This is a genomic window from Noviherbaspirillum phoenicis, from assembly GCF_047237965.1.
In the GTDB taxonomy this organism is placed as follows: Bacteria; Pseudomonadota; Gammaproteobacteria; order Burkholderiales; family Burkholderiaceae_D; genus Noviherbaspirillum_A.
Map to the genome: position 1 here is coordinate 670876 of NZ_JBDFLX010000003.1, position 20430 is coordinate 691305.

General features: G+C 58.7%; 19 protein-coding genes. 5 read left to right on the top strand and 14 right to left on the bottom strand.

The annotated features are described in order from the left end of the window. The first annotated feature begins 231 nt into the window (after positions 1 to 231). A complete protein-coding gene (locus ABC383_RS25240) occupies positions 232 to 1782 on the top strand; it encodes a sensor domain-containing diguanylate cyclase (protein WP_413018351.1) in 1551 nt (516 codons plus the stop codon). Between the two features lie 333 nt (positions 1783 to 2115). Here the strand turns inward: ABC383_RS25240 and ABC383_RS25245 are convergent, their stop codons facing one another. From ABC383_RS25245 to ABC383_RS25255, 3 genes are all read right to left on the bottom strand, one after another. Next, positions 2116 to 2469, bottom strand: coding sequence for a response regulator (locus ABC383_RS25245; RefSeq protein WP_413018353.1), 354 nt, complete (start codon positions 2467 to 2469; stop codon positions 2116 to 2118). Between the two features lie 294 nt (positions 2470 to 2763). Further along, a complete protein-coding gene (locus tag ABC383_RS25250) occupies positions 2764 to 3066 on the bottom strand; it encodes a DUF4148 domain-containing protein (RefSeq protein ID WP_413018355.1) in 303 nt (100 codons plus the stop codon). 583 nt (positions 3067 to 3649) lie between these two features. Further along, positions 3650 to 3958 (bottom strand): hypothetical protein, encoded by a 309-nt coding sequence (locus ABC383_RS25255; protein ID WP_413018356.1) that lies wholly within the window; start codon positions 3956 to 3958, stop codon positions 3650 to 3652. Between the two features lie 224 nt (positions 3959 to 4182). On the opposite strand from ABC383_RS25255, the gene ABC383_RS25260 reads away from it, so the two are divergent. Then, complete coding sequence (locus ABC383_RS25260; protein ID WP_413018358.1) at positions 4183 to 4461, top strand: hypothetical protein; 279 nt, start codon at positions 4183 to 4185, stop codon at positions 4459 to 4461. 607 nt (positions 4462 to 5068) lie between these two features. Here the strand turns inward: ABC383_RS25260 and ABC383_RS25265 are convergent. The 7 genes from ABC383_RS25265 to ABC383_RS25295 all read right to left on the bottom strand — a co-directional run bounded on the left by ABC383_RS25265 (position 5069) and on the right by ABC383_RS25295 (position 11547). After that, a complete protein-coding gene (locus tag ABC383_RS25265; RefSeq protein WP_413018360.1) occupies positions 5069 to 5959 on the bottom strand; it encodes a vWA domain-containing protein in 891 nt (296 codons plus the stop codon). Next, positions 5956 to 6483: a tetratricopeptide repeat protein gene (locus ABC383_RS25270; protein WP_413018362.1), complete on the bottom strand. Its 528-nt coding sequence runs from the start codon at positions 6481 to 6483 to the stop codon at positions 5956 to 5958. Before ABC383_RS25270 ends, ABC383_RS25265 begins: the two co-directional genes overlap by 4 nt. After that, the gene (locus ABC383_RS25275) at positions 6480 to 7502 is read right to left on the bottom strand and encodes a vWA domain-containing protein (protein ID WP_413018364.1); all 1023 of its coding nucleotides are present in this window, start codon (positions 7500 to 7502) and stop codon (positions 6480 to 6482) included. Before ABC383_RS25275 ends, ABC383_RS25270 begins: the two co-directional genes overlap by 4 nt. After that, positions 7499 to 8368 (bottom strand): calcium incorporation protein MxaA, encoded by an 870-nt coding sequence (locus ABC383_RS25280; protein WP_413018365.1) that lies wholly within the window; start codon positions 8366 to 8368, stop codon positions 7499 to 7501. Before ABC383_RS25280 ends, ABC383_RS25275 begins: the two co-directional genes overlap by 4 nt. Next, positions 8365 to 9219, bottom strand: a complete 855-nt coding sequence (locus ABC383_RS25285) for a DUF58 domain-containing protein (RefSeq protein ID WP_413018367.1) — start codon at positions 9217 to 9219, stop codon at positions 8365 to 8367. The genes ABC383_RS25280 and ABC383_RS25285 overlap by 4 nt, the downstream gene beginning before the upstream one ends. Positions 9220 to 9234: 15 nt before the next feature. Beyond that, a complete protein-coding gene (locus ABC383_RS25290; protein WP_413018497.1) occupies positions 9235 to 10206 on the bottom strand; it encodes an AAA family ATPase in 972 nt (323 codons plus the stop codon). 405 nt (positions 10207 to 10611) lie between these two features. Beyond that, positions 10612 to 11547: a Bug family tripartite tricarboxylate transporter substrate binding protein gene (locus tag ABC383_RS25295; RefSeq protein WP_413018499.1), complete on the bottom strand. Its 936-nt coding sequence runs from the start codon at positions 11545 to 11547 to the stop codon at positions 10612 to 10614. Positions 11548 to 11982: 435 nt separating this feature from the next. Here ABC383_RS25295 and ABC383_RS25300 point away from each other — a divergent pair, with 435 nt between their 5' ends. From ABC383_RS25300 to ABC383_RS25310, 3 genes are all read left to right on the top strand, one after another. Continuing rightward, positions 11983 to 12399, top strand: a complete 417-nt coding sequence (locus tag ABC383_RS25300; RefSeq protein ID WP_413018369.1) for a GNAT family acetyltransferase — start codon at positions 11983 to 11985, stop codon at positions 12397 to 12399. Positions 12400 to 12499: 100 nt separating this feature from the next. After that, positions 12500 to 13099, top strand: a complete 600-nt coding sequence (locus ABC383_RS25305; protein ID WP_413018371.1) for an SIS domain-containing protein — start codon at positions 12500 to 12502, stop codon at positions 13097 to 13099. A 172-nt stretch (positions 13100 to 13271) separates the two neighbouring features. Then, positions 13272 to 14609: a hemolysin family protein gene (locus ABC383_RS25310; protein WP_413018373.1), complete on the top strand. Its 1338-nt coding sequence runs from the start codon at positions 13272 to 13274 to the stop codon at positions 14607 to 14609. Between the two features lie 149 nt (positions 14610 to 14758). On the opposite strand, the gene htpX is transcribed toward ABC383_RS25310, so the two are convergent. From htpX to ABC383_RS25330, 4 genes are all read right to left on the bottom strand, one after another. Continuing rightward, complete coding sequence (gene htpX, locus ABC383_RS25315; RefSeq protein ID WP_413018375.1) at positions 14759 to 15631, bottom strand: protease HtpX; 873 nt, start codon at positions 15629 to 15631, stop codon at positions 14759 to 14761. Between the two features lie 969 nt (positions 15632 to 16600). Beyond that, complete coding sequence (locus ABC383_RS25320; protein WP_413018377.1) at positions 16601 to 17587, bottom strand: tripartite tricarboxylate transporter substrate binding protein; 987 nt, start codon at positions 17585 to 17587, stop codon at positions 16601 to 16603. Positions 17588 to 17844: 257 nt separating this feature from the next. After that, positions 17845 to 19050, bottom strand: a complete 1206-nt coding sequence (pcaF, locus tag ABC383_RS25325; RefSeq protein ID WP_413018501.1) for a 3-oxoadipyl-CoA thiolase — start codon at positions 19048 to 19050, stop codon at positions 17845 to 17847. A 50-nt stretch (positions 19051 to 19100) separates the two neighbouring features. Next, positions 19101 to 20429 carry an MmgE/PrpD family protein gene (locus ABC383_RS25330; RefSeq protein ID WP_413018378.1) on the bottom strand — a complete coding sequence of 443 codons (1329 nt, stop codon included), beginning with the start codon at positions 20427 to 20429 and terminating at the stop codon, positions 19101 to 19103. Position 20430: the final 1 nt, after the last annotated feature.

Below are 20430 nucleotides of genomic sequence, written 5' to 3' on the forward strand. Positions count from 1 at the left end.
TGGCATCGGTCTGTGATCCAGTACTCTATTAGCTCGCTCTAGTCTTGAGTGTAGGGAGCAACTCTCGCTGACACATGGAAAAGACGACCATGAAAGGCTTGCTTCACGAGCGTTGAGATGTTTTCCAATTTTTTTATATGTTTTTGTGGAAATTGGGAAATTATTTGCCGAAAGTACATTCATAGTCTTTTTTGACTATACGCAGGCGCTGTCTCGGCTTCCCTTTCACCTATGGTTTTTCCTCTCGCCTTGCTGCGCCGCCTTCGCTTTCTTCGTCCGCGCACCATTCAAGCGGCCACTGTCGTCTTTGTCCTGCTGGTCGTTGTTTCGTTCGTGAGCCTGCAGGGTTGGAGCCTGTACCAGGCACGGGACAAGCAAATCGAGACAGCCCGAGTCGCCACCGGCAACATGACCCGCGCCCTTGCCCAGCATACCGATGACACGATTCGGGCAGCGGAAGTCGCTCTGGTGAGCGTCGTGCACCACACCGAAAATCAAGGGACGGATACGGACTCTTTGGCGCGTCTACATCACGTGCTGCGCCTCACTGTCGACAAGGGACCCGGCCTGGACAGCTTGTCAGTCTATGACAGCAGGGGCCGTGGGCTGATCACTTCCCGGATGCGGGTCACGGGTACCTTCGATATCGCCGATCGCGACTATTTCAAGTATCACGCTGGCAACGCGACCCGTGAAGTTCACATCGGCTCCCCGGTGCGCAGCCGGACTTCCGGGCGCTGGATCCTGCCGGTATCGCGGCGCCTCAACAATGCAAGCGGTTCCTTCGGCGGCGTCGCCGTCGCCACAATCGAGTTGGCGTATTTCCAGGAATTTCATAACAGCTTCGACATCGGCCGGAATGGAACGATCATCCTCATGTCCGGTGCGGGGAGGAACATCGCGCGCCGGCCATTCACCGAGTCCCAGGTCAACCTGGACATCAGCGGCGGCCCCGTTTTCCGGACCTACCTCACAAAAGGAAAAGAAGGCAGCGCCGTGTTGACGGCGAAGATCGATGGCATCACGCGCATGTACTCCTACCAGCAGCTGGCGCACTATCCGCTCATCATGGCAAGCGCCTTGGCCCTGACCGATGTACTGGCAGACTGGCGCCGCGACACAATCCGGATCGTCGCCGTCGAAACGCTGCTGCTGATGCTGCTATGCGTATTGGGCTACAGGCTTGTTCGGCTGATCAGGGAGCGGGAGCGCGCGCAAATCGAACTTCGCAAGACAAAGACCTCATTGGAAAAGATGAATCGGTCCCTTGAGCAACTGACGCTGCAGGACAGCCTGACGGGCCTGGGCAACCGCCGCCTTTTCGACACGGCGCTCATTGACGAATTCCAGCGGGCCAGGCGTGCGGGAACGCCTCTTGCACTGCTCATGATTGATGTGGACTACTTCAAGAGGTACAACGACCTCTATGGCCATCCAGCCGGGGACGAGTGTCTGCGCCAGCTCGGCGAGACGCTGGCAGAGTCCGGCTGCCGGCCCGGCGATGTGGCGGTGCGCTATGGCGGAGAGGAGCTGTCCGTCCTCCTGCCTGACACGGACGAGGAAGGGGCGGTCGCCATGGGGGAAAGGTTTCGCCATGCCGTACTTGCACGGGCCATTACCCACGCCGGCAATCCTGAAAGCGTGGTGACAGTCAGCATCGGTGCCGCCGCATGCCGCCCTGGCCAGGATGGATCATCCCGCGAGGCGCTCGTCACCGCCGCTGACAAGGCGCTGTACGCGGCCAAAGCAGCGGGACGCAACCAGGTGTGCCAAATCGCCTAGGCCGGAATCAAGCCTCACGCCATAGACAGTGCAGAACGAATGGGCCAAGCAGGCGCTCAGAATCCGAATCGTGCAGCGACCATGCGCCTTTCAGATAGGACGGCGAGCGCATTGGCGTTCAAGCGATGCTGCTGACGTTGATGTGAAAGCCAGGTAACAGTCTGAACGCGGCCATAGGTCATGGGATATCCGTTTCCAGCCTCGCTACGCTCATCTGGCGTGGGGATTACCTGCTACCAATCCAGCTTGCCTCGGAAATATCACTGTCTCCCTGTCCCGTCGTAGCCGACCGTCTACGAAGCTTGAACGAAAAAACCAGTCCATGAAACATTTTCACCCGATCGCGATGTCGTTCAGTATTCCAGCCAGCCGCCTGATATCCACCGGCTTGACCCGGTGGTGGTTGAACCCGGAAGCCAAGGCATTTTTTCGATCACTCTCCTGCTCATATCCTGTTACTGCGATCAAGACCTGTTTGCCCATTTCCGGCGAACTTCGCAGTCGCTGGGCCAGCTGGTTGCCATCTTGATCAGGCAAGCCGATATCGATAAGGCAGACCTCGGGCCTTTCGAATTTGGCGCGTTCCAACACGCCATAGGCGCCATGCTCCATCAGCACATTATGCCCGGCTGCTTCAAGCAACATTGTCAGCATGAGCACTACGTCGATATTGTCGTCGCAGCACAAGAATCCGTATCCATCCGAATGTCCAGGCGTCTGGTGAATCCGCATCGAAAGATCACGGGATTTCTTCCGCCTGAATGCCAGACAAAAAAAAGCCCTCTCGTTTGGAGAGGGCTAAAATCCATCCTTTGGGAGGGTGGAGGAGACAGGTGTTACTTTATCGGACCTTGCTGTATGGCACCAATTTCGATTGCGCATATAGCATATGCAAATCGTGAATAACAGGGGCCCACTTCACAAGCGCCCACTTAACAAGCGCTAAAGATTCCAACTGCTCTGCCTGTAGCAGAACCCGGCTCAGGCGCCGAAATACAGGTCGTTCACATCGCCTGCGCGGTGCAGGCGGGCCGACCGGATAGCTTCGGCGCGTACGTCCTGGCGATTGCGTCCGCCCGCTGCATAGACAGTGTCTTGACCGTCATGCTGGCGCTGTACGATTGCGCCTTGTCCGGCTGCTTGAGCCAGGTCCTGGCGCACTTCTGCGCGGGTCAGGCTGGATTGGAAGCCTGCGTCAGGAGCGACGAATTCAGTTTGTTGGGCAAAAGCGGAGCCGGCAGCGGCAAACACGGCAACAGCGGCGATCAGATTTTTGGCGTTCATAATGTTCTCCAAAGTTAGAAGGGGACTGCGGGCTCGGCGGTTCAGGCGAAAGTGCTGCCCGTCGGGTCCTCGCTGAGTCGCACCGGTTTGGCTGTGTGCTCATCGATGAACCCATTGTATTGGGTTCTTCGTTCGCAATAAACGTCTTGTCAGTCAATGCGTCGTTTCACATTAAGCAATTATTGGCGGGCAGGGACAAGGTTGGAGAAGAATGCCGCGCTTGCAGTTGACCCACAACGCAAGCCTGCCGCGCTATGCCGTCAACAACCGTTTAAGCCCTGTCTCTTTGCGACATCAGGGTCCTGTCTTATTCCAGGCTGGTTGAATTTCAGACAATGGGCTGTTGCGAGCCCTGGGTTATGAATGCATGTCGGAGAGCCGCACGTAGTCAAGCTCCTCGAAGAAATCGTCGCCATCATCAAGTGAGGTTGCTGCACTGACGGCCGTGGCCTCTGGCAAGGCAATGATGTTGAATCAGCTCAAGCAAAGTGATCAATCCAACACATGGGACAACGTCGCCAATATGACGCTGCCGCATGTTTATAAAGTCACAATGGGCAAGAAATCTCGTGGAAAGATTCGGTCAGAGTGTCTGGCCGCCGTGCCCAGCACTGTCACTAGTCTTGACACGGCCGTCGATGATTTCCCGCCCTTTCAGAAAACCCATGTTTTCTGCAATGGCTTGTGTGGAATAAAAGATATCCGGATCCGACCTGAAGCTTTCCGCGCCAGCGGCTTCATGTCCAAGTCCGTGTAGCGTTACCTTTACGGTGAAGTCCCATTGGGCTCCATGGCCAGGAAGGTCTGGGTTCTCAAGCGCGCGGTGCTGCGTCAGGACATGAATATCATGCTGATGATATTCCTCGGTTTTCCACTGAATATGTTGGTCCATGGCGTTTTCCCGGTAACGAGTTCATTAGCGTATCCCAAGCGATCGTCCAGGCAAGTGCAACCTGCGCTTTCCATGACCTCCAGCAAATGCATGGGGAACCATGACCTTGCCCAAGTTTGTAATGCAGCTAGTGAGGCGATTGCAAGGTGGTTGAACAAGCGGAAAGAGCAAAGGCATGGCCTTGCCTGAGCCGGTAAAAGCAGCTTGTTCTTTACTATGGTTTCATGATGGATATCGAACGTTCGACTGCCGACATCCTGCGGCGCGGAGCTTCTCCTGACGCCTTGTCTTCCATCGGTGGCGTTAAAAACGACAGGAAGCCCATGCGCTACCGGACTTACCTCCCGACGCAAGAAGGAAACAAATTTAAACGCATGGAAACCGGATTACGCTCGAATGCCGCAGCAACTCTTTATGCGCTGGTCAAGCGCGAACACCTAAGGAAAAGCTTGTGCGCGTTCATTTTGTCTATTCACTTCCCACACCAGCTATCCACCGGTTGACGCGCCACGAGGCGTTGAAGACAGTCGGCACGGTGCTCCGGACAGATATTTTGGCCTACGGGTATCGGCCAGGCCGGCAGGGCTGTTGAATTCGACGTAAGCCGGCGCCGCAAGGTTTATCTCGATATCGCGAACGTGGCGCGCTGTGCAGCCGGGGAAGGGTAAACCCAGCGAAGGCACTCGGATTCCACAGAGCCACGCTTAACCGGATATCTCTAGGTCGGATGCGAAAATGAGTCGCTTTGCTCTCGAGAGTTTGAGTCAAGCTTGAACTGCCGAGTGCCGCTAGGTGCGGGCCAGGCATTTAACCCCACCCGTCCACCTTGTTCCCGTCCCTGGGGCGCTGCTGCAGGAGGCGGCCGGGTACGCCCAACAATTCTTCAAGCCGTTCACGCATGTCAGGTAGCACTCGCTGCAGATGCCGTTCGATGTCGCGTTGCGCGCGTCCTCCGCAGGAATGTCGTGCCCGCAAAGTGCTTTATTTCCTGATGCTGACCCGTTTTATCACGCTGGCGCGCTTGGCCGCTTTATTGCGTCCCGCCTGTAAATCCTTCCCACCGGCTTCGCCCGGCCGCTTGGGCTAATGGAAATGAAGACAATTTCTACCTTATTCATTCCAGGCAGAGGCAGGGCTCCGTTGGGGCATAAAGAAAACCATCAGCAGCAGCGCGCCGGCCAAAGCCGGAATCCATCGCACGTCGGTCGGAACGCGCAAGGTTTGGGCCAGGGCAGGGTCTTGGGAGGCGCGCCGGAATGCCTGGGCTGAATCGATGCGCGCATAGGACAGGCCGGTGACGCGGGCCAGCCCCTGCAGATGCTTTTCATGCAGCGCAGAGAGATGCTCCTGGCTGTCCGGTGCATCCTCGCTGCGGTGGCGCTGCACCACGTCGGCAGCCTCCCACCAGCCAATGAAACGGCCGCTGCTGTCGCTGCGCGGTATGGGCTGGGGCGTCAGGCTTCCCACGCCCATTACCACGCCACGGATGGATGCCGACGGCGCAGAGAATTCGGGAAGGTTATCCTCGTCCACCGGCGGCGCGGAATGGCCATCGCTGATGAACAGAAGCGACGGCGGCTGCGGCAGTTCGGCCGCCGCTTCGATGGCGGTGTAGAGTCCGCGTGCGATGACGCTGGCCTGGGTCCATGCCATGCGGCTGTCGACCTGGCTGATGGCCTGCTCCAGTTCATCGTAGTTGGCGCAGACTTCGACCGGCGCCAGCAGCATCAACGTGCGGCGACTGGCAAACACCGACAAGCCGAGCCGCGATCCGCAAGGCAGGTCCGCCAATGCCTGCGAGGCAAGGCGCTTGCCCCAGGCCAGGCGGCTCAGGCTGACGCCGTCGACAGCATGGTCAGCCACGTTCATGCTCTGGGTAATATCGAAGACAAGCAGATGCGAAAAGACCCGCCGCTCCATGGATACCGGCGGCAGCAGCGCAGCCAGCGCAAGCAGCAGCACGGCCAGCGCCAGCAGCCAGTCGCGCGACCATGCCCTCATGGCAGCTCCCCCGGTTCGATCCTGGATGCCGTCACCCGGCGTTCGCGGGCTTCCGCCTTGTCCTTGACGCTGCGCCAGGTCACGCTTTCGGGCTGGAGCCAGAGCGCGCGCTCAAGGTTGTAGCGGGCATCCGGATGCAATGGTTCTTCGGCCAGCACTTGCCGGTAGTATTGCTTGGCCAGTTCGACCAGCGGGACCGCTTCCACATCGCCGCGCCGCATGGCCAGCGCCTGACGCAAATGCAGGTTGCCCAGGTTGTAACGCGCCATCCGGCGCGACGCGGCGTCACCCTGCTGCAAGGCCAGTTGAAATGCGTGTTGCGCAGCACTCACATCGCCGGCGGCGGCAAGACGCACGCCGCGCGACAGCATCGCTGCGGGCGAAACGCCGTCAGATGGCTGCGGGTCAGCCAACGTTTGGTTGAAGGCAGCGGCCGTACGCTGCGCCAGCAGCGCCTGGCCCAGTGCTGCAATGCAGGCAAGGGCCAGCACGGCAAAGATCCAGTGTATGGTTCGGGTCTTCATGACGGTGGCGACGGGGGGTGAAGCCGGGTGAGCGACGGCAGGTGGCGCATCCGCAGCGCCAGCAGCAGCGCAAACGCCAGCGCGGCGAACAAAAAGGCCAGCCACGCGCCATCGGCGCGCGGTACCTTGACCTGGTAGCTGATGGGCAGCATTTGCTGGCGGCTCAGTTCTGCGACGGCCTGTTCCATTGCCGTCGGGCTTTCTGCCTCAAACGCACGATACGGTGTGCCGAGCTTGCTGAAGAAGCGGTGCATGGCCACTTCGACGCTGCGGTCATAGGCGGGGTCGGCGCTTTCGGCCAGCGGCGGCTGGTTAAAAGAGCGCAGGTAGATCCAGTACAGCGTGATGTTATTGCGCCGCAGGTTGGCGGCAATTTCCTCGCGGGCCTGCGGCGTGATCGGCGCGCCGCCATCCGATACAAGGAGGATGATACGGTTGCCATTGACGGGCCGGTCGTCGAAGCGGGCAATCGCCGCCAGCAGCGCGCTGCCGATATCCGTGTCGCTCAGTCCGGAGCCGACGCCGCCGGCATGGATGGCGGCCTGTATCATTTCCGGTTGTGAATTGAAGGGCAGCACCTGAAACTGATTGATGCTGAACATCATCAGCGCAAACACGTCATGCGGCCTGGCGGCTGCAAATTCCGCCAGCGCGCGGCGTGCAATCTTGCGTTTTTTCGGCTCAGCATACTTATCTGCGCGTGGGGTCTGCCCGCGTGGCACCAGGGCTGCGTCCATGCTGGCGCTGCGGTCCAGCAATACCAGGATTTCAGCGCCGCTGCCCTGGCGCGTGGCGGTGGTCTTCGGCAGGCCGATGCCCGCCATGCCCAGCGCGAGCGCCAGCAGGCCCGCGACGGCAAGCGACTTTTCCAGGCGCTGCCGCCAGCGTCCGGCCGGATCGGGCGGCAACAGCGCGTTCCAGGCAAACAACTGTTCATCCTGCGGCCGGCGCAGCAAGGGAAGCAAAGCCAGCAGCGACAGCAGCAGCCACCATGGCTGGACGAAGCCGACGCCGCTCATGCCGCGTACTGCCTTTCCAGGCGTCCCAGCCGCCGCGCCAGCGCGCGCACACTTCCTGCCGGCGCAGGCGCCGCACCGCTGAAGAACAGGGCGCTGGCCTCGCGGCAAAACTGCTCGATGGCGTCACGTTCCCGCGCGAGATAGGGCGCGCTTGCCAGCAACCGGTCGACATTGCCGCTCCGGACAACTTGCCCGGCTGCGTCATTGAGTGCGTGCTGCAGGCGGCGCCAAGCCTGCGGCGCATCGTCGGGCATGTGCGCCAGATCACGCAGCGCGCGCGCAAACGGCAGGCGGTCGCGCAGCGACCGGCGCCGCCAGTAGAGCGCTGTCCCCCACAGCAGCAGCGTCATCCCGAGCGCAGCGGCAGCCAGCCAGGTCCGGCGCACCAGCGGCGCCAGCGGCACCGGCGCCGGTAACAGGTCGTCGCGCATGGCGCCAAGGCCGGGGGCGTCGAATGCTTCCGGTGGCGTCAGCGGAGCGATGGAAAACCGCCATGGCTCCACATCGAGCACCCCGGCACCGACGCCCTTGAGCTGCAGCGGCGGCAGGAACCACACTTCCAGCGCTGGCGGCGCATTGATGATCTGGTATTCCACCAGCAGCCAGCGGCGGCCCTCGGGATCCTGCGCGGTGCGCGCTGCGCGGCGCCAGAATGAACGTCCGACCCGGCCTGGCGGCGGCAAGGACTCAAGCTCGAAATCCTTGCCGTCGCGCACCAATGGCACCTGCTGAACGATGATGTCGCCCAGCGTGTAGCCGAAGGTGCGTGGCGCCGGCGGCAGGTCCTCGGCCGTGGCCGTTGCTGACAGCGCCAGCCATGCCGCACATGCCGCAGCCAGCAGGGCGGTGTGCCGTCGGCGCATCATGGTGCCAGCTCCAGGAAATAGCGCGACAGCGCTTGCGCGTCATAGCCGCCATGCAGATAAACCGGCAGCAGGCTGCATGCCCCGAACAGCTGGTCGAGCGCGTGACGACGGCTTGCAATCTGCGCCGTCCAGCGCTGGCGCAGCCGCGCATTGACCCAGACCGGCGTCGCGGAACCGGTCTCGGCATCGCGCAGGGTGACAAGGCCGTCCACTGGCGGCGGCGCCATCTCGGCCTGATCCCACACCACCAGCGGCACCACCCATGCATGGCTTAGCATGTTCATCGCTTCGGCCGTCGCCGCCAGTGGCCAGTGGAAGTCCGATACCAGGAAGACCAGCTCGCGTCGTCCGGCAAGTTGACGCGCGGTTTCCACCAGGCCGCAACCGGCCTCGCGTCCCGGCCTGCAAGCGGCAAGGGCCGAGCGCATCGCCTGTCCGGCGCCGCGGCTGTGGATGGCCGGAAAGTACAGGTCTTCCCGGTGCGCCGCATCGAACGCCAGCATGCCGACCGTGTCTCCGACGCCAAACGCGCTGTATGCGGCGGACTCGGCGAATCGGGCGGCAATGTCGAGCTTGCGCAGCGGCGCGCCCACGTGCATGGAAGCGGAAACATCCACCACCAGCCGGATCGAAACGGTTGCGCGCTGCCGGTAGGCACGCACCAGCCATTCGCCACGGCCCGCGCGCAGGCTGGCGCGCACGTCCAGCCGACGGGGATCGGGATGGTCGAACAGCCGGGCGTGGCTGTGGAAGGCATTGCCTGCGCCGTTGGTGCTGGCCTGGTGGGCGCCCGGCCGGTGCGCGCCGCTGCGTCCAGGGATGCGGTAAATAAAACCGATATCGTCCATCATGCCTGCCGCCTGGTCTCAAGGCGCGGCGATGCGGGAAATCATCTCGCCGAGGAGTGCATCCACAATTTCCGCCTGGCGCAATGCGTACACGGGCGTGAGGAAGATGCGGTGAGAAAATGCCGGCCGCAGCACTGCCTGCACGTCCTCGGGCGTCACATACAACCGTCCGTTCAGCCAGGCCGTCACACGGGCAGCACGTATCAGTGCGCTGATGCCGCGCGGACTCACACCGGCCAGGATCAGCCTGTCCATGTCCACGCTTTCCAGCCGTATGCCGTATTGGGACGGCGCGCTGGTGGCCTGCCACAGATCCAGCACATAATCCTGCAGTGCCTCGCTGGCCGACACCCGGCGCTGCACCAGCGCCGCGACCGCATTCAACTCGGTCCATGGCAGCATGCCAGCCTCGACTTTGTCGACCAGTGCGTCGGCATCATGAAAAACGGGGTCGAGCGCAAGCGCGCGCCGCACCTCGCGCGCGGTGGGCGTGCTCATCTGGACTTCGAACAGGAACCGGTCCCGTGCGGCGGAGGCCAGTTCGAACGTTTCTTCCCGTTCGATACGATTGCGGTCGGCAAACACGGTCATCGAAGGAAAACGGTATTCGCGGTTGAAAGCCGATACCGTGCGCTCTGCCATGGCCCGCAGCAGCAGCGATTGCACCTGTGGCCGTGCGCGGTTGATTTCATTGAAGAAAAAAGTGACCAGTTCCTCGCCGTGGCGAAGCAGCGGCCCCGGGTCGATGCGCGGCCGCCCCTCCGCATCCACATAAGTGTGATAGACCAGGTCGCCCGGCATCAGGTCAACTGTCCCCTCCACGCGCTCGAACTTGCCGCCGACAGCCCTGGCGAAAGCGCGCAGCACGGTGGTCTTGCCGACGCCGACATCGCCTTCCAGCAGCACATGGCCGCGAGCGAACAGGGCGACGTTGATCAGCCTGATGGGCTCAGACTGGCCAATTACTGCGCGGCCTACCGATTCCTCCATGGCCAGCGCCCGGCTGCGCCATTCCTGCAACAGTGTGTCCTCCCTGCCTGTATCGAAATTGGCGAGGTGCCCGGCTTCTGCCGGGCTCAATGCTGATTGCCCAAAACCCATGTGAAGCCCCTTGATGGATGTGGCTGGCGGTCGGCACGAAGACATATTGAAGTTGCGCGGCGTGCAAACCCGGAATGCATAGCAATAAACATTCCAGCGCATGCCTGGTCCTGCAAAAAGCGGCGTGCCGGGCGGCCGCAGTGCCGAACCGGCGGTCAACGACGCTACCTACCAGCTGAAGACGGCAAGCACTTACCCATTCCCACAACGACCGGGTCGTGATGAAGATTTATCAGCATGCCCGGCGGCCGGGCACCTGCAACAGGGCGAGCGGCAACGCATGCCGCCATCCCGTCAGTCCATGCTCATGCCGGCGGTGCGCGCCACCTTACCCAGGCGTTCGTACTCCGACTGGCCCAGCGCGGCCAGCTCGGCAGCGCTCGAGCCGCGCGGCGTGAATCCGGCCTGGGTCAGCTTTTCCTTCACCTCGGGCATGGCCAGCGCTTCGATATAAGCCTTGTTCAAGGCCTGCACTACCGCTGGCGGCATCCCAGCCGGGCCATAGACAGCAAACCATGGCTCGACCGCATAATCCCTGACGCCTGCTTCGGCGATGGTGGGCACGTCGGGCAGCGAAGGCGAGCGGCTCTTGCCGGCGACCGCCAGCGCACGCAGCTTTCCGCTCTTGATATGTGGAAGCGAAGCAGGCAGGTTGTCGAACATCATGGAAATATGTCCTCCCAGCATGTCGTTAATGCCCGGGGCGCTACCCTTGTAGGCGACATGGTCAAGGCTGGTGCCGGTGCGCTGGGAGAACAGCGCACCGGCCAGATGCATCGAGGTGCCGGTCCCTGCCGTTCCGTAGGTCATGCCCGGGTTTTTCTTCAGGTACTCGACTAGCTGCGCCACGTTATTCACCGGCAACGACGGCGTCACCTGCAGCACGATCGTGGAAGTGCCGAGCATGCTGATCGGCGTGAAGTCCTTGCGCGGGTCGAACGCCATGCTCTTGTAGACATGAGGATTGAGCGCGTTGGTGGAGATCGCGCCCATGCCGACGGTGTAGCCGTCGGGGGCGGCCTTGGCCACTGCATCCATGCCGATGTTGCCGCCTGCGCCCGGCTTGTTCTCGATCACCACGGGCTTGCCGAGGCGGGCCGCAACCTTCTCGCCGACTACCCGGGCCACCAGGTCGGTCGTGCCGCCGGTTGCATAGGGCACGATGAACCGGATCGGCTTTTCCGGGTATTCGGCCCGGGCGCTCAATGCGGCCGAAGCGAGTATCGTCATTACGAAGAGGCGGTGGGTGGTTCTCATGCAAGTCTCCTTGTTGTTGTGTTGGTGCTATAAGAAATGGATTGCGGCAATCATCTTACGCCTCGGCATCCGCGCCCGTAGCGACGGCGGATATGTTTCCTGCCAATAAAGGCTTGAACGGCTATTCATATAAAGTCAAAGCCTTATGCAGCATCTATCACGAACCGATAGCGGTTCAAGTATTGAACAACCCAGCGCTCCTTTGTGCCGTTGGCTGTGTTTTCACTAATAAAGGCTTGAACAAGCCATCCATAGGAAATTTATATACGGCATCCAACACGATCCAATATGGGCTGAAGAATTTAACAACCACGCGTCAGTCTAGGACCGCTCGCGAAAAGCGGACCTTTGCTATATGCTCATTCTGTTATGCTATGAGCAACTTTTCGATCAGCAAACATCTTCAGCATGCACATCAGACCGTACCAAGAATCGGACGAAACTTTTGTCATCGCACTATGGCAAGAATGTGAATTGACTCGCCCTTGGAATAATCCAAAAAGCGATATCAATCGAAAGCTCACAACTCAGCCTGAGCTGTTCCTCGTAGGGATAGAAGGAGACAAGCTCGTGGCTACTGCGATGATCGGCTTCGATGGCAATAGAGGATGGGTGCACTACCTCGGCGTTCTACCTACGCATCAAGGGCTTGCATATGGAAGGGCCATGATGGACGAAGCGGAGAGGCTTTTGATCGCTCGCGGGTGCCCGAAAATCAATTTGCAGGTTCGCTCAACCAATGCTGCCGTTATTGCCTTCTACCAAACGCTTGGCTATGAAATCGATGAAGTCATCAGCATGGGTAAGCGCTTGATTCTTGATTGATTCGGAATTCCTCGCCACGGATGTCTGCATAGGGTCGATATAGGCAGCTCAATGCACAGCATCTTGTAAACTAGCATAAATATAACTTTCGGAGTGTCAATTGAAGCAACACATAATGGCTAGCTTGTCAGAGGCACAATCTGCCTTGAATTCGCTGCTAAAAAATGCTGATGCACTGAAGAAGGTTGAAGAGGCTGCGACATTACTAATCGACGTTTTTTCAAGGCGTGGCCGTGTTTATGCATGCGGAAATGGCGGTTCGATGTGCGATGCAATGCACTTTGCTGAAGAACTAACCGGACGCTACCGGCTTGATCGTGGAGGCTTGGCGGCCACTGCTATCAGTGACACAGGACATTTGACATGTGTAGGCAATGACTTGGGATATGAACAAGTTTTCTCCTGTTATATTGATGCTCATGGTCGCCCTGGAGACTGCCTGGTTGCACTCAGCACAAGCGGAACCAGTAAAAACATTCTTAGAGCCGCAACTGCTGCAAAGTCTCTCGGGATGCATGTGATCATACTGTCCGGCAAACAGAATTCAGCCCTAGCAGAAATGAGCGACATATATGTTAATACGCCCGGTGGCAAGTTTGCCGATCGAGTACAAGAATTTCGCATCAAAATACTTCATATCCTTATCGAACTAATTGAGCGCCATTTTTTCCCAGAGAATTACGTAGATCAAGGTGCGTAGAAATAAACTATTGGCTTCAATGTCTGCAACCGGCCACTTTCAGTCATTCCTGTGACAAAGGTCAACGTCCGGTATCAGTTAAGTTGCTGACGGCTGACTTGCGATTGACGGCTAGTACAATGACCTTCCTTAAACAACAGGAGCAGCGGGAAAACCGTGTCGTTCCGCAAGAGTGGATATATTAATCATCCTGGCGCTCATTCTGATCAATGGCGTCTTTGCCATGTCTGAACTGGCTGTCGTGTCCTCAAAACGAATCCGCTTGCAAAACTTGTCTGATAACGGAAGCCGGGGCGCAAAAGCTGCTTTGCAACTTGCCGATCACCCAAGCCGTTTTCTTTCCACCGTTCAAGTTGGTATCACACTAATTGGCATTTTTAACGGTGCGTTCGGCGAAGCCTCGTTAGTGGCGCGGCTGACACCGCAGATCGCAAGTGTTTCCATGCTCGCCGAGTATGCAAGGGAAATCGCGCTTGGCATCGTTGTCATGGGTATTACTTTTGCCTCCATTGTGCTCGGCGAACTCGTACCTAAACGGATTGCCATGCAATATCCTGAGACGGTAGCCACCCTGATTGCTGCACCTATGCAGGGGCTGTCGAAGATCGTGTCGCCTTTTGTCAAGGTGCTGTCGGTCGCCACCGACGCCATCATCCGCTTGCTAGGGCTCCATAAGCCGAAGGAAGATGCGGTAACTCAAGAAGAGATCACGGGCATGCTGCGGGAGGGGGCTGATGCCGGTGTCTTCGAGCGGACCGAGCATGACATCGTCACCCGTGCTCTGCGGCTGGACGACCAGCGGCTCGGGGCACTAATGACGCCGCGCACCGACGTCGAGCTGATCGACCTCGAGGACGACGTCGAGCAGAACTTGGCGAAAATCGCCGACAGTCCGTACAGCCGGTTCCCGGTGTGCCGCGGCGACCGCTCCAACATCCTCGGCATCGTCCATGCAGGCGACCTGTTCGAGCAGGCAATTCGCAACAACGGCTTGGGCGCCATCAATATCGAGGCGTCGGTGAAGCCGGCCCTTTATGTGCCCGAGAGCGTGAGTGCGATGGATCTGCTGGAGACGCTGAAGAAGAACCGTGCCGAGATCGCGCTGGTCGTCGACGAATACGGCGACATCGAAGGCATGGTCACGCTCAGCGACGTGATGGGCGCCCTGGTCGGCGATGTATCGGTGATCGATGATGAAGCGCACGAAGCCGACGCAGTGCAGCGTGAAGACGGCTCGTGGCTGATCGACGGCGGCGTGTCGCTAGACCGCTTCCGTGACCTGTTCAGCCCGGACGTGCGCTTCCCGGACGAGGCAACGGGCGCCTACCACACGCTGGCCGGTTTCGTGCTCACCCAGCTGGGCCGCATACCCAACGTTTCAGATCATTTTGAGTGGAGCGGATACCGGTTTGAAGTCATGGACATGGACCGGCACCGTATTGATCGACTGCTTGTCTCCAAGGCGACAGACCCCGAGTCGCAGGTAACAGAAAGGGCAACGGAGTTATAACTTCTCGAATGTGTGAGTGCAATACAGAGGCGGATTTACTGAAATGCTAAGAGAGGTAGATGTGTTGTCCGGCCCCTTTCATGCCCGGTTATTCTCATGATCAAAAGAATAACCGGCGCTATTAAGTAGTAGCAACCTTTGCCAGATAGTCAGCTTTGTAAGGCAGCAATCTGATTTTCAATTGGTGGATGGCTGCTAAACAGATACATCAATCCGCCATTACCGCTAATACCGGAAGCAGCTATATTCTTCGGCAGGTCACCTTGGGCTAAGCCTCCAAGACGGTGCAGGGCCGCAATCATTGGACGAGGAGTGCCGAGCAGCTGCGCTGCACCACGGTCGGCCCGGTATTCACGCTGGCGCGAAAAATACATCACGATGATGCTTGCAAGGATACCGAATAAGATGTCACAGATAATCACTGTCACGGTATAGCCGATGCCGGGACCAGATGATTGTTCATCGTTTTTGCGCAGGAACTGATCAACCGCGTAGCCAACAACTCGAGCAAGGAATGTCACGAAAGTGTTGACCACGCCCTGGATAAGCGTGAGTGTGACCATGTCACCGTTAGCAATATGGGCAACTTCATGCGCGAGTACGGCTTCCACTTCCTCACGGGTCATCGATGTTAGCAACCCAGTGGAGACGGCTACTAGTGAACTGTTCTTTGTCGCACCAGTTGCAAAAGCATTCGGTTCACCCTCATACACAGCCACTTCTGGCATGGCGATTCCTGCTTTTTGCGCCTGCTTGGCGATTGTATCCATGAGCCACAGCTCAGTAGAGTTGCTTGGCTGCTCAATGACTTGTGCGCCGGTAGACCATTTTGCGATCGGCTTGGACAGAAACAGGGAGATAAATGCGCCGCCGAATCCCATTAACCCGGAAAAGGCTAGAAGGGTGCCAAGGTTCAGTCCATTGGACGTGAGGTATTTGTTTACACCCAGCAGACTTGCCGATATACCAAGGACCACCATAATAGCAAGGTTGGTGGCAAGGAAAAGAATGACACGTTTCATGTGATTGGATACTGGTGAGCTGTTGTGTTTAAAGGGCAATGATAACCAAAAAAGAAAATATATAAACCGAAGTTTATCGATGATTTAGTTCGAAAAAGAAGAAGTTTATATAGAGTGAATTGCTTTCCTAGAGCATTCCAATCTCTATTTCAGCGACGGTCATTTGTTATTTTGATCGAAAAGGCTCGACTCGCAGCCGATCATTGCGCGTTTCCAAGCAGGGTTTCGAAGTCGCCCCGCCTGCCCACCGGGGAGTATGCACGCATCGTCGCTTCCTGATTTCCACGCCTTCCCGGACTGCTCGTAAGCGGATGGCATGCGGTCCAGGAAGGCGGCCGGCGCTATTCCTGCGGCGACGGTCCCGGGGGCGCAGGACGGGTCTCAATCGAGGCATGAGAAACCATGCACTCCTGCAATGAGCGGCTAGCGACGCAATCCCGGAAAGACGCCGCCTCGCACGGACTGGCGAAGCGGTAAATGGTGTTTTCGACCTGGATCTCAGTATGCGATGTCTGCGGCACTTTCATGGTGGAATATCCTCCTTCGGTTGGCCGGATGCGGGCTTGCATCGCTGAAGCTGGGACGGCGGCAAGCCGAACCAATTCTAGGCAATCGCCAGCGGCATGCCTGTGCTCAAAACCGGCCCAATCTGGCCAGTAGCAAGCGCTACGGCGTTAGAGTGTTGGCAAAGGCTGGTATAGGGGCTATCGCAGCCTTACGACAAGTTGGAGTGACGGTCAGCAATGGGTCGATTTCACCCGTTCGGGCTACGACGGCAGCCGGCCAAAACCAGCCTGTCAGTTGCCTGGTCTTCCAGTCTGCTTCAAGACCAGAAGCAGACACAGAATGGTGTAAGCAGGGCAATAGCGTAGTCATTCGTTCTGTTATTAGCATTGCCAGTGCATCATATAAATGCCATTCAGCAGGTACGCCAACTGCCCGTTGCTTCACCAATTTCAGCTGCCAGTCTTACTCCGGCGTAATATTGTTGTCCTTGACAATCTTTGTCCACCGCGTCTCTTCCGCGCGAACATAGTTGCCAAGTTCAGTCGGATCGCCCGCAGAAACGATCAAACCCTCATCGTGTGCCCGCTTGCGAAATGTATCGCTCTCTACAGCCTTCTTGGCGGCAGCATTCAATTTGCTGATCACATCGGAAGGCGTACCCGCCGGCACATACAGGCCATACCAACTCTCGGCGGCATACCCTGAAACGCCGCTCTCGGCAATCGTCGGGACGTTGGGATATGCCGGTGAGCGCTGGGCGGTTGTAACGCCTAATGCGCGCAGCTTTCCACTTTGGAGGAACGGCGTTACTGCAGCGGCCGTGGCAAACATCATATCCACCTGGCCACCCAACAGATCGGTTATCGCCGGGCCAGCGCCTCGATAAGGAACGTGGGTAAGATCCACTTTTGCGAGATTTTTAAAGAGCTCGCCAGCCAAGTGGGCTGATGTGCCGTTACCTTGCGAAGCGAAGTTGAGCTTGCCTGGCGCCGCTTTGGCCGCTGTTATCAGGTCCTTCACCGATTTATAGGGGCTGTCCGGCTTGACCACCAGAATGTTAGGAGAACGGCCGACCAAAATCACAGGGGTAAACGCTTTGTCCGTTGCGTACGGCAGTTTCGGCTGCAGGCTCGGATTGACGGCGTGGGCAAACGTTGCAATCAGCAAGGTGTATCCATCGGCGGGGCTTTTTGCCACCGCGTCCGTTCCTATAATCGTGCCACCGCCGGGCTTGTTTTCAACGATCACGCTTTGACCGAGCGCTTGTGACATGCCGGTCCCGATCGACCTGGCGATCAGGTCCGTGCCGCCACCTGGCGCAAAGGGAACAATGATGCGTACGGTCCGGTCGGGATAAGCGGCGAACGACGGCGAAGCGGCAACACTTACTGCAGCAAGCGTCACGATCGCTCCAAACTGGCGAAGGAATGACTTCATGGATTTGTTCATGGCATGTCTCTGTAGATGTATGGGCTGAAACGAAGCGAATGCCCGAATTGGCGATCCGCGGCTTTCCTGTTTTTGTTTGGAACAGTGTATTCGGAACGCGGCGCATCCAAAGTGAGCTAATTCCATCCAATGGAAATAGATGATCCCGTCCTGTTGGGATCGTAAGTCGGGCAGGCGTCTTCGGACGAACATGGAAGCGTTTGTGTCCCGTGCCACATGCGGCCTGCCTCGCAGTCTGTCTCCCGATCTGAACTCGGCTATACGCGTTCCAGCACGACCGCGATACCCTGGCCCACGCCGATGCACATGGTGCACAGCGCATAGCGACCGCCGACGCGATGTAATTGATTTACGGCGGTTGTGGCAAGCCGGGCTCCCGATGCGCCCAAGGGATGGCCTAACGCAATCGCGCCACCGTTTGGGTTGACGCGCGGGTCATCGTCTGAAAGACCAAGGTCGCGAAGCACTGCCAGGCCTTGTGCTGCAAACGCTTCGTTAAGCTCGATGACATCCAGGGAATCAAGCGTCAGTCCAGCGAGTTGCAGTACCTTGCGCGTCGCGGGTGCAGGACCGAAGCCCATTATGCGTGGCGCGACGCCTGCGGTCGCCATGGCGACAACGCGTGCGCGCGGTGTCAGGCCATGACGGGTTGCAGCTGCTTCGTCTGCCAGGAGCAAGGCACATGCCCCGTCGTTGACGCCGCTTGCGTTGCCGGCAGTGACCGAACCATTTGGTGTGACCACCCCCTTCAGTTTTGCCAATGCGTCCAGGCTTGTCTCGCGAGGATGCTCGTCCTTGCTGACCATCGTCGGGTCCCCTTTTTTCTGTGGAACGGCAACAGGCGTAATCTCTGCGTCGAAGAAGCCATTCTTCTGGGCAGCCAATGCCTTCTGCTGAGACGCAACGGCCATCCGATCCTGCGATTGCCGGTCAATCCCAAAGTCCCTGGCGACATTTTCTGCGGTCTCTGGCATTGAATCGACGCCGTACCGTTCCCGCATGAGTTTATTGACAAAGCGCCAGCCGATGGTGGTGTCATAGAGTGCGTTGTCGCGTGCAAATGCACTTGCCGCTTTTGGCATTACAAACGGCGCTCGACTCATGCTCTCAACACCCCCCGCGATCATCAGCGCCGCCTCTCCGCTCTTGATGGCGCGGGCCGCTGTGCCGAGCGCATCCAGACCTGAGCCACAAAGGCGGTTCACCGTTGAACCAGGAATACTCACCGGCATGCCGGACAGCAGTGCGCTCATGCGCGCTACGTTCCGATTATCTTCCCCGGCCTGGTTGGCACAGCCGAAAATGATGTCAGTAATGGCCTCCCAGTCAACACCTGGATTTCGATCCATCAGCGCCTTCAGCGGCACCGCGCCAAGGTCGTCGGCCCGAACAGAAGAAAGCGCACCTCCAAAACGGCCGAAAGGGGTACGAATGGCGTCACAGATAAAGGCTTGGTGCATCATCATTTACTCCAGATAGTAAGAAGGGGCTTTTGGCAGGTAGTGCCTTTCATTCACCAATCGATCTGTGGTGCTTGTTCAACCCGCCACAGTCGCGCCAGCAGCGGTTTCGCTTGCGCTTCACCGATCACAGGACCAGCCAGTTCAATGAACTTGCCGCTGATATCCTCGTCGCTCAAGGGCAATTCCGGATCGCCTTTGCGATTTGGCTGCAAGTAATGAAGGCGTTTGCCGTTACTGGTTTCAATCTCGACCCGTGCCGCGCGCTGTCGTGGAAACAGGGCGTCAAGTTCTGGGTCCACCGTCACGTCGATACGCTGCATGAATGCACGTACAACAGGATCGTCCAGGCGGACTGGCTCATATGCCGCCATGCGTACGCTGCCATGGATTAGCGCTGTCGCAATGACATATTTGAGGCTGAAGCGTGCTTCGTTTGCAGTTCGCGGATCTTGATAGCAGGCGATATCGAGTGCCGGCTTGTACGTGCCGACTCGCACCCGTGCAATGTTTTCCGGCTTGAGTGCGTGTCGTCGCTGCAGCGCCAGCGCGCCATCGATTGCGGCAAAGGTATGCCCGCAGCCGATATGATTTTTGAAGGTCAACGACTTGATGTGGAATGCCTGGCCTAACGTCGCGCCAATGCATGACCAGTCCGCGTCCTTGCTCATGGCCTTGCCAAAACCAGCGTCGCCGTCGAGCACGTCAAGTGATCCGGTCAGGCCCCGCTTTGCGAGCATGGCCGCGAGAATGCCAGCTTCCGCTGCGCGTCCAGGATGGAGTGGCTTGGACATCGAATCCATGCGGAAAGCTTGTTGCAGCCCTGCCGCGAAGGTGGCAGCGGTGGCCAATGCATGAGCAAACGCGGCGCCGTCCAGGCGATACAGGCAGGCGACTGCAGCAGCCGCCCCGAATGCCCCGACAGTGCCGGTGTTATGCCAATACTGATAGTGCGGGCGTCCCAGCACGACGCCAATACGCGTTGAAATTTCATAGCCCGCTACGATCGCGCGCAGGAAATCCAGCCCACTTGCGCTGATGTCTTGGCTTGCCGCCAAGGCAGCCGCGATCGTTGCAGCACCAGGATGGTACATGGCGTCGCGAAAGCTGTCGTCAACTTCGGCCGCGTGCGCCGCGGCGCCATTGATGAGGGCTGCGGTACGCGCGGTAGCGCGCCGGCCGAGAATAAGTCGGGCTGACCCATGGTCCAGGTCCTCGGACAGCGCCTGCTCCAGCATCTGCACCGGAGCGGCATCCAACCCGGGAAACACGGACGCATACCAATCAATTACGGCCCGTTTTGCGTGGTGGGCGACATCGTCAGGCAAGGACTGCAGCCGGAATGCCGCGCCGAACTCGGCTAGAACCTGAGTAGCAAACATG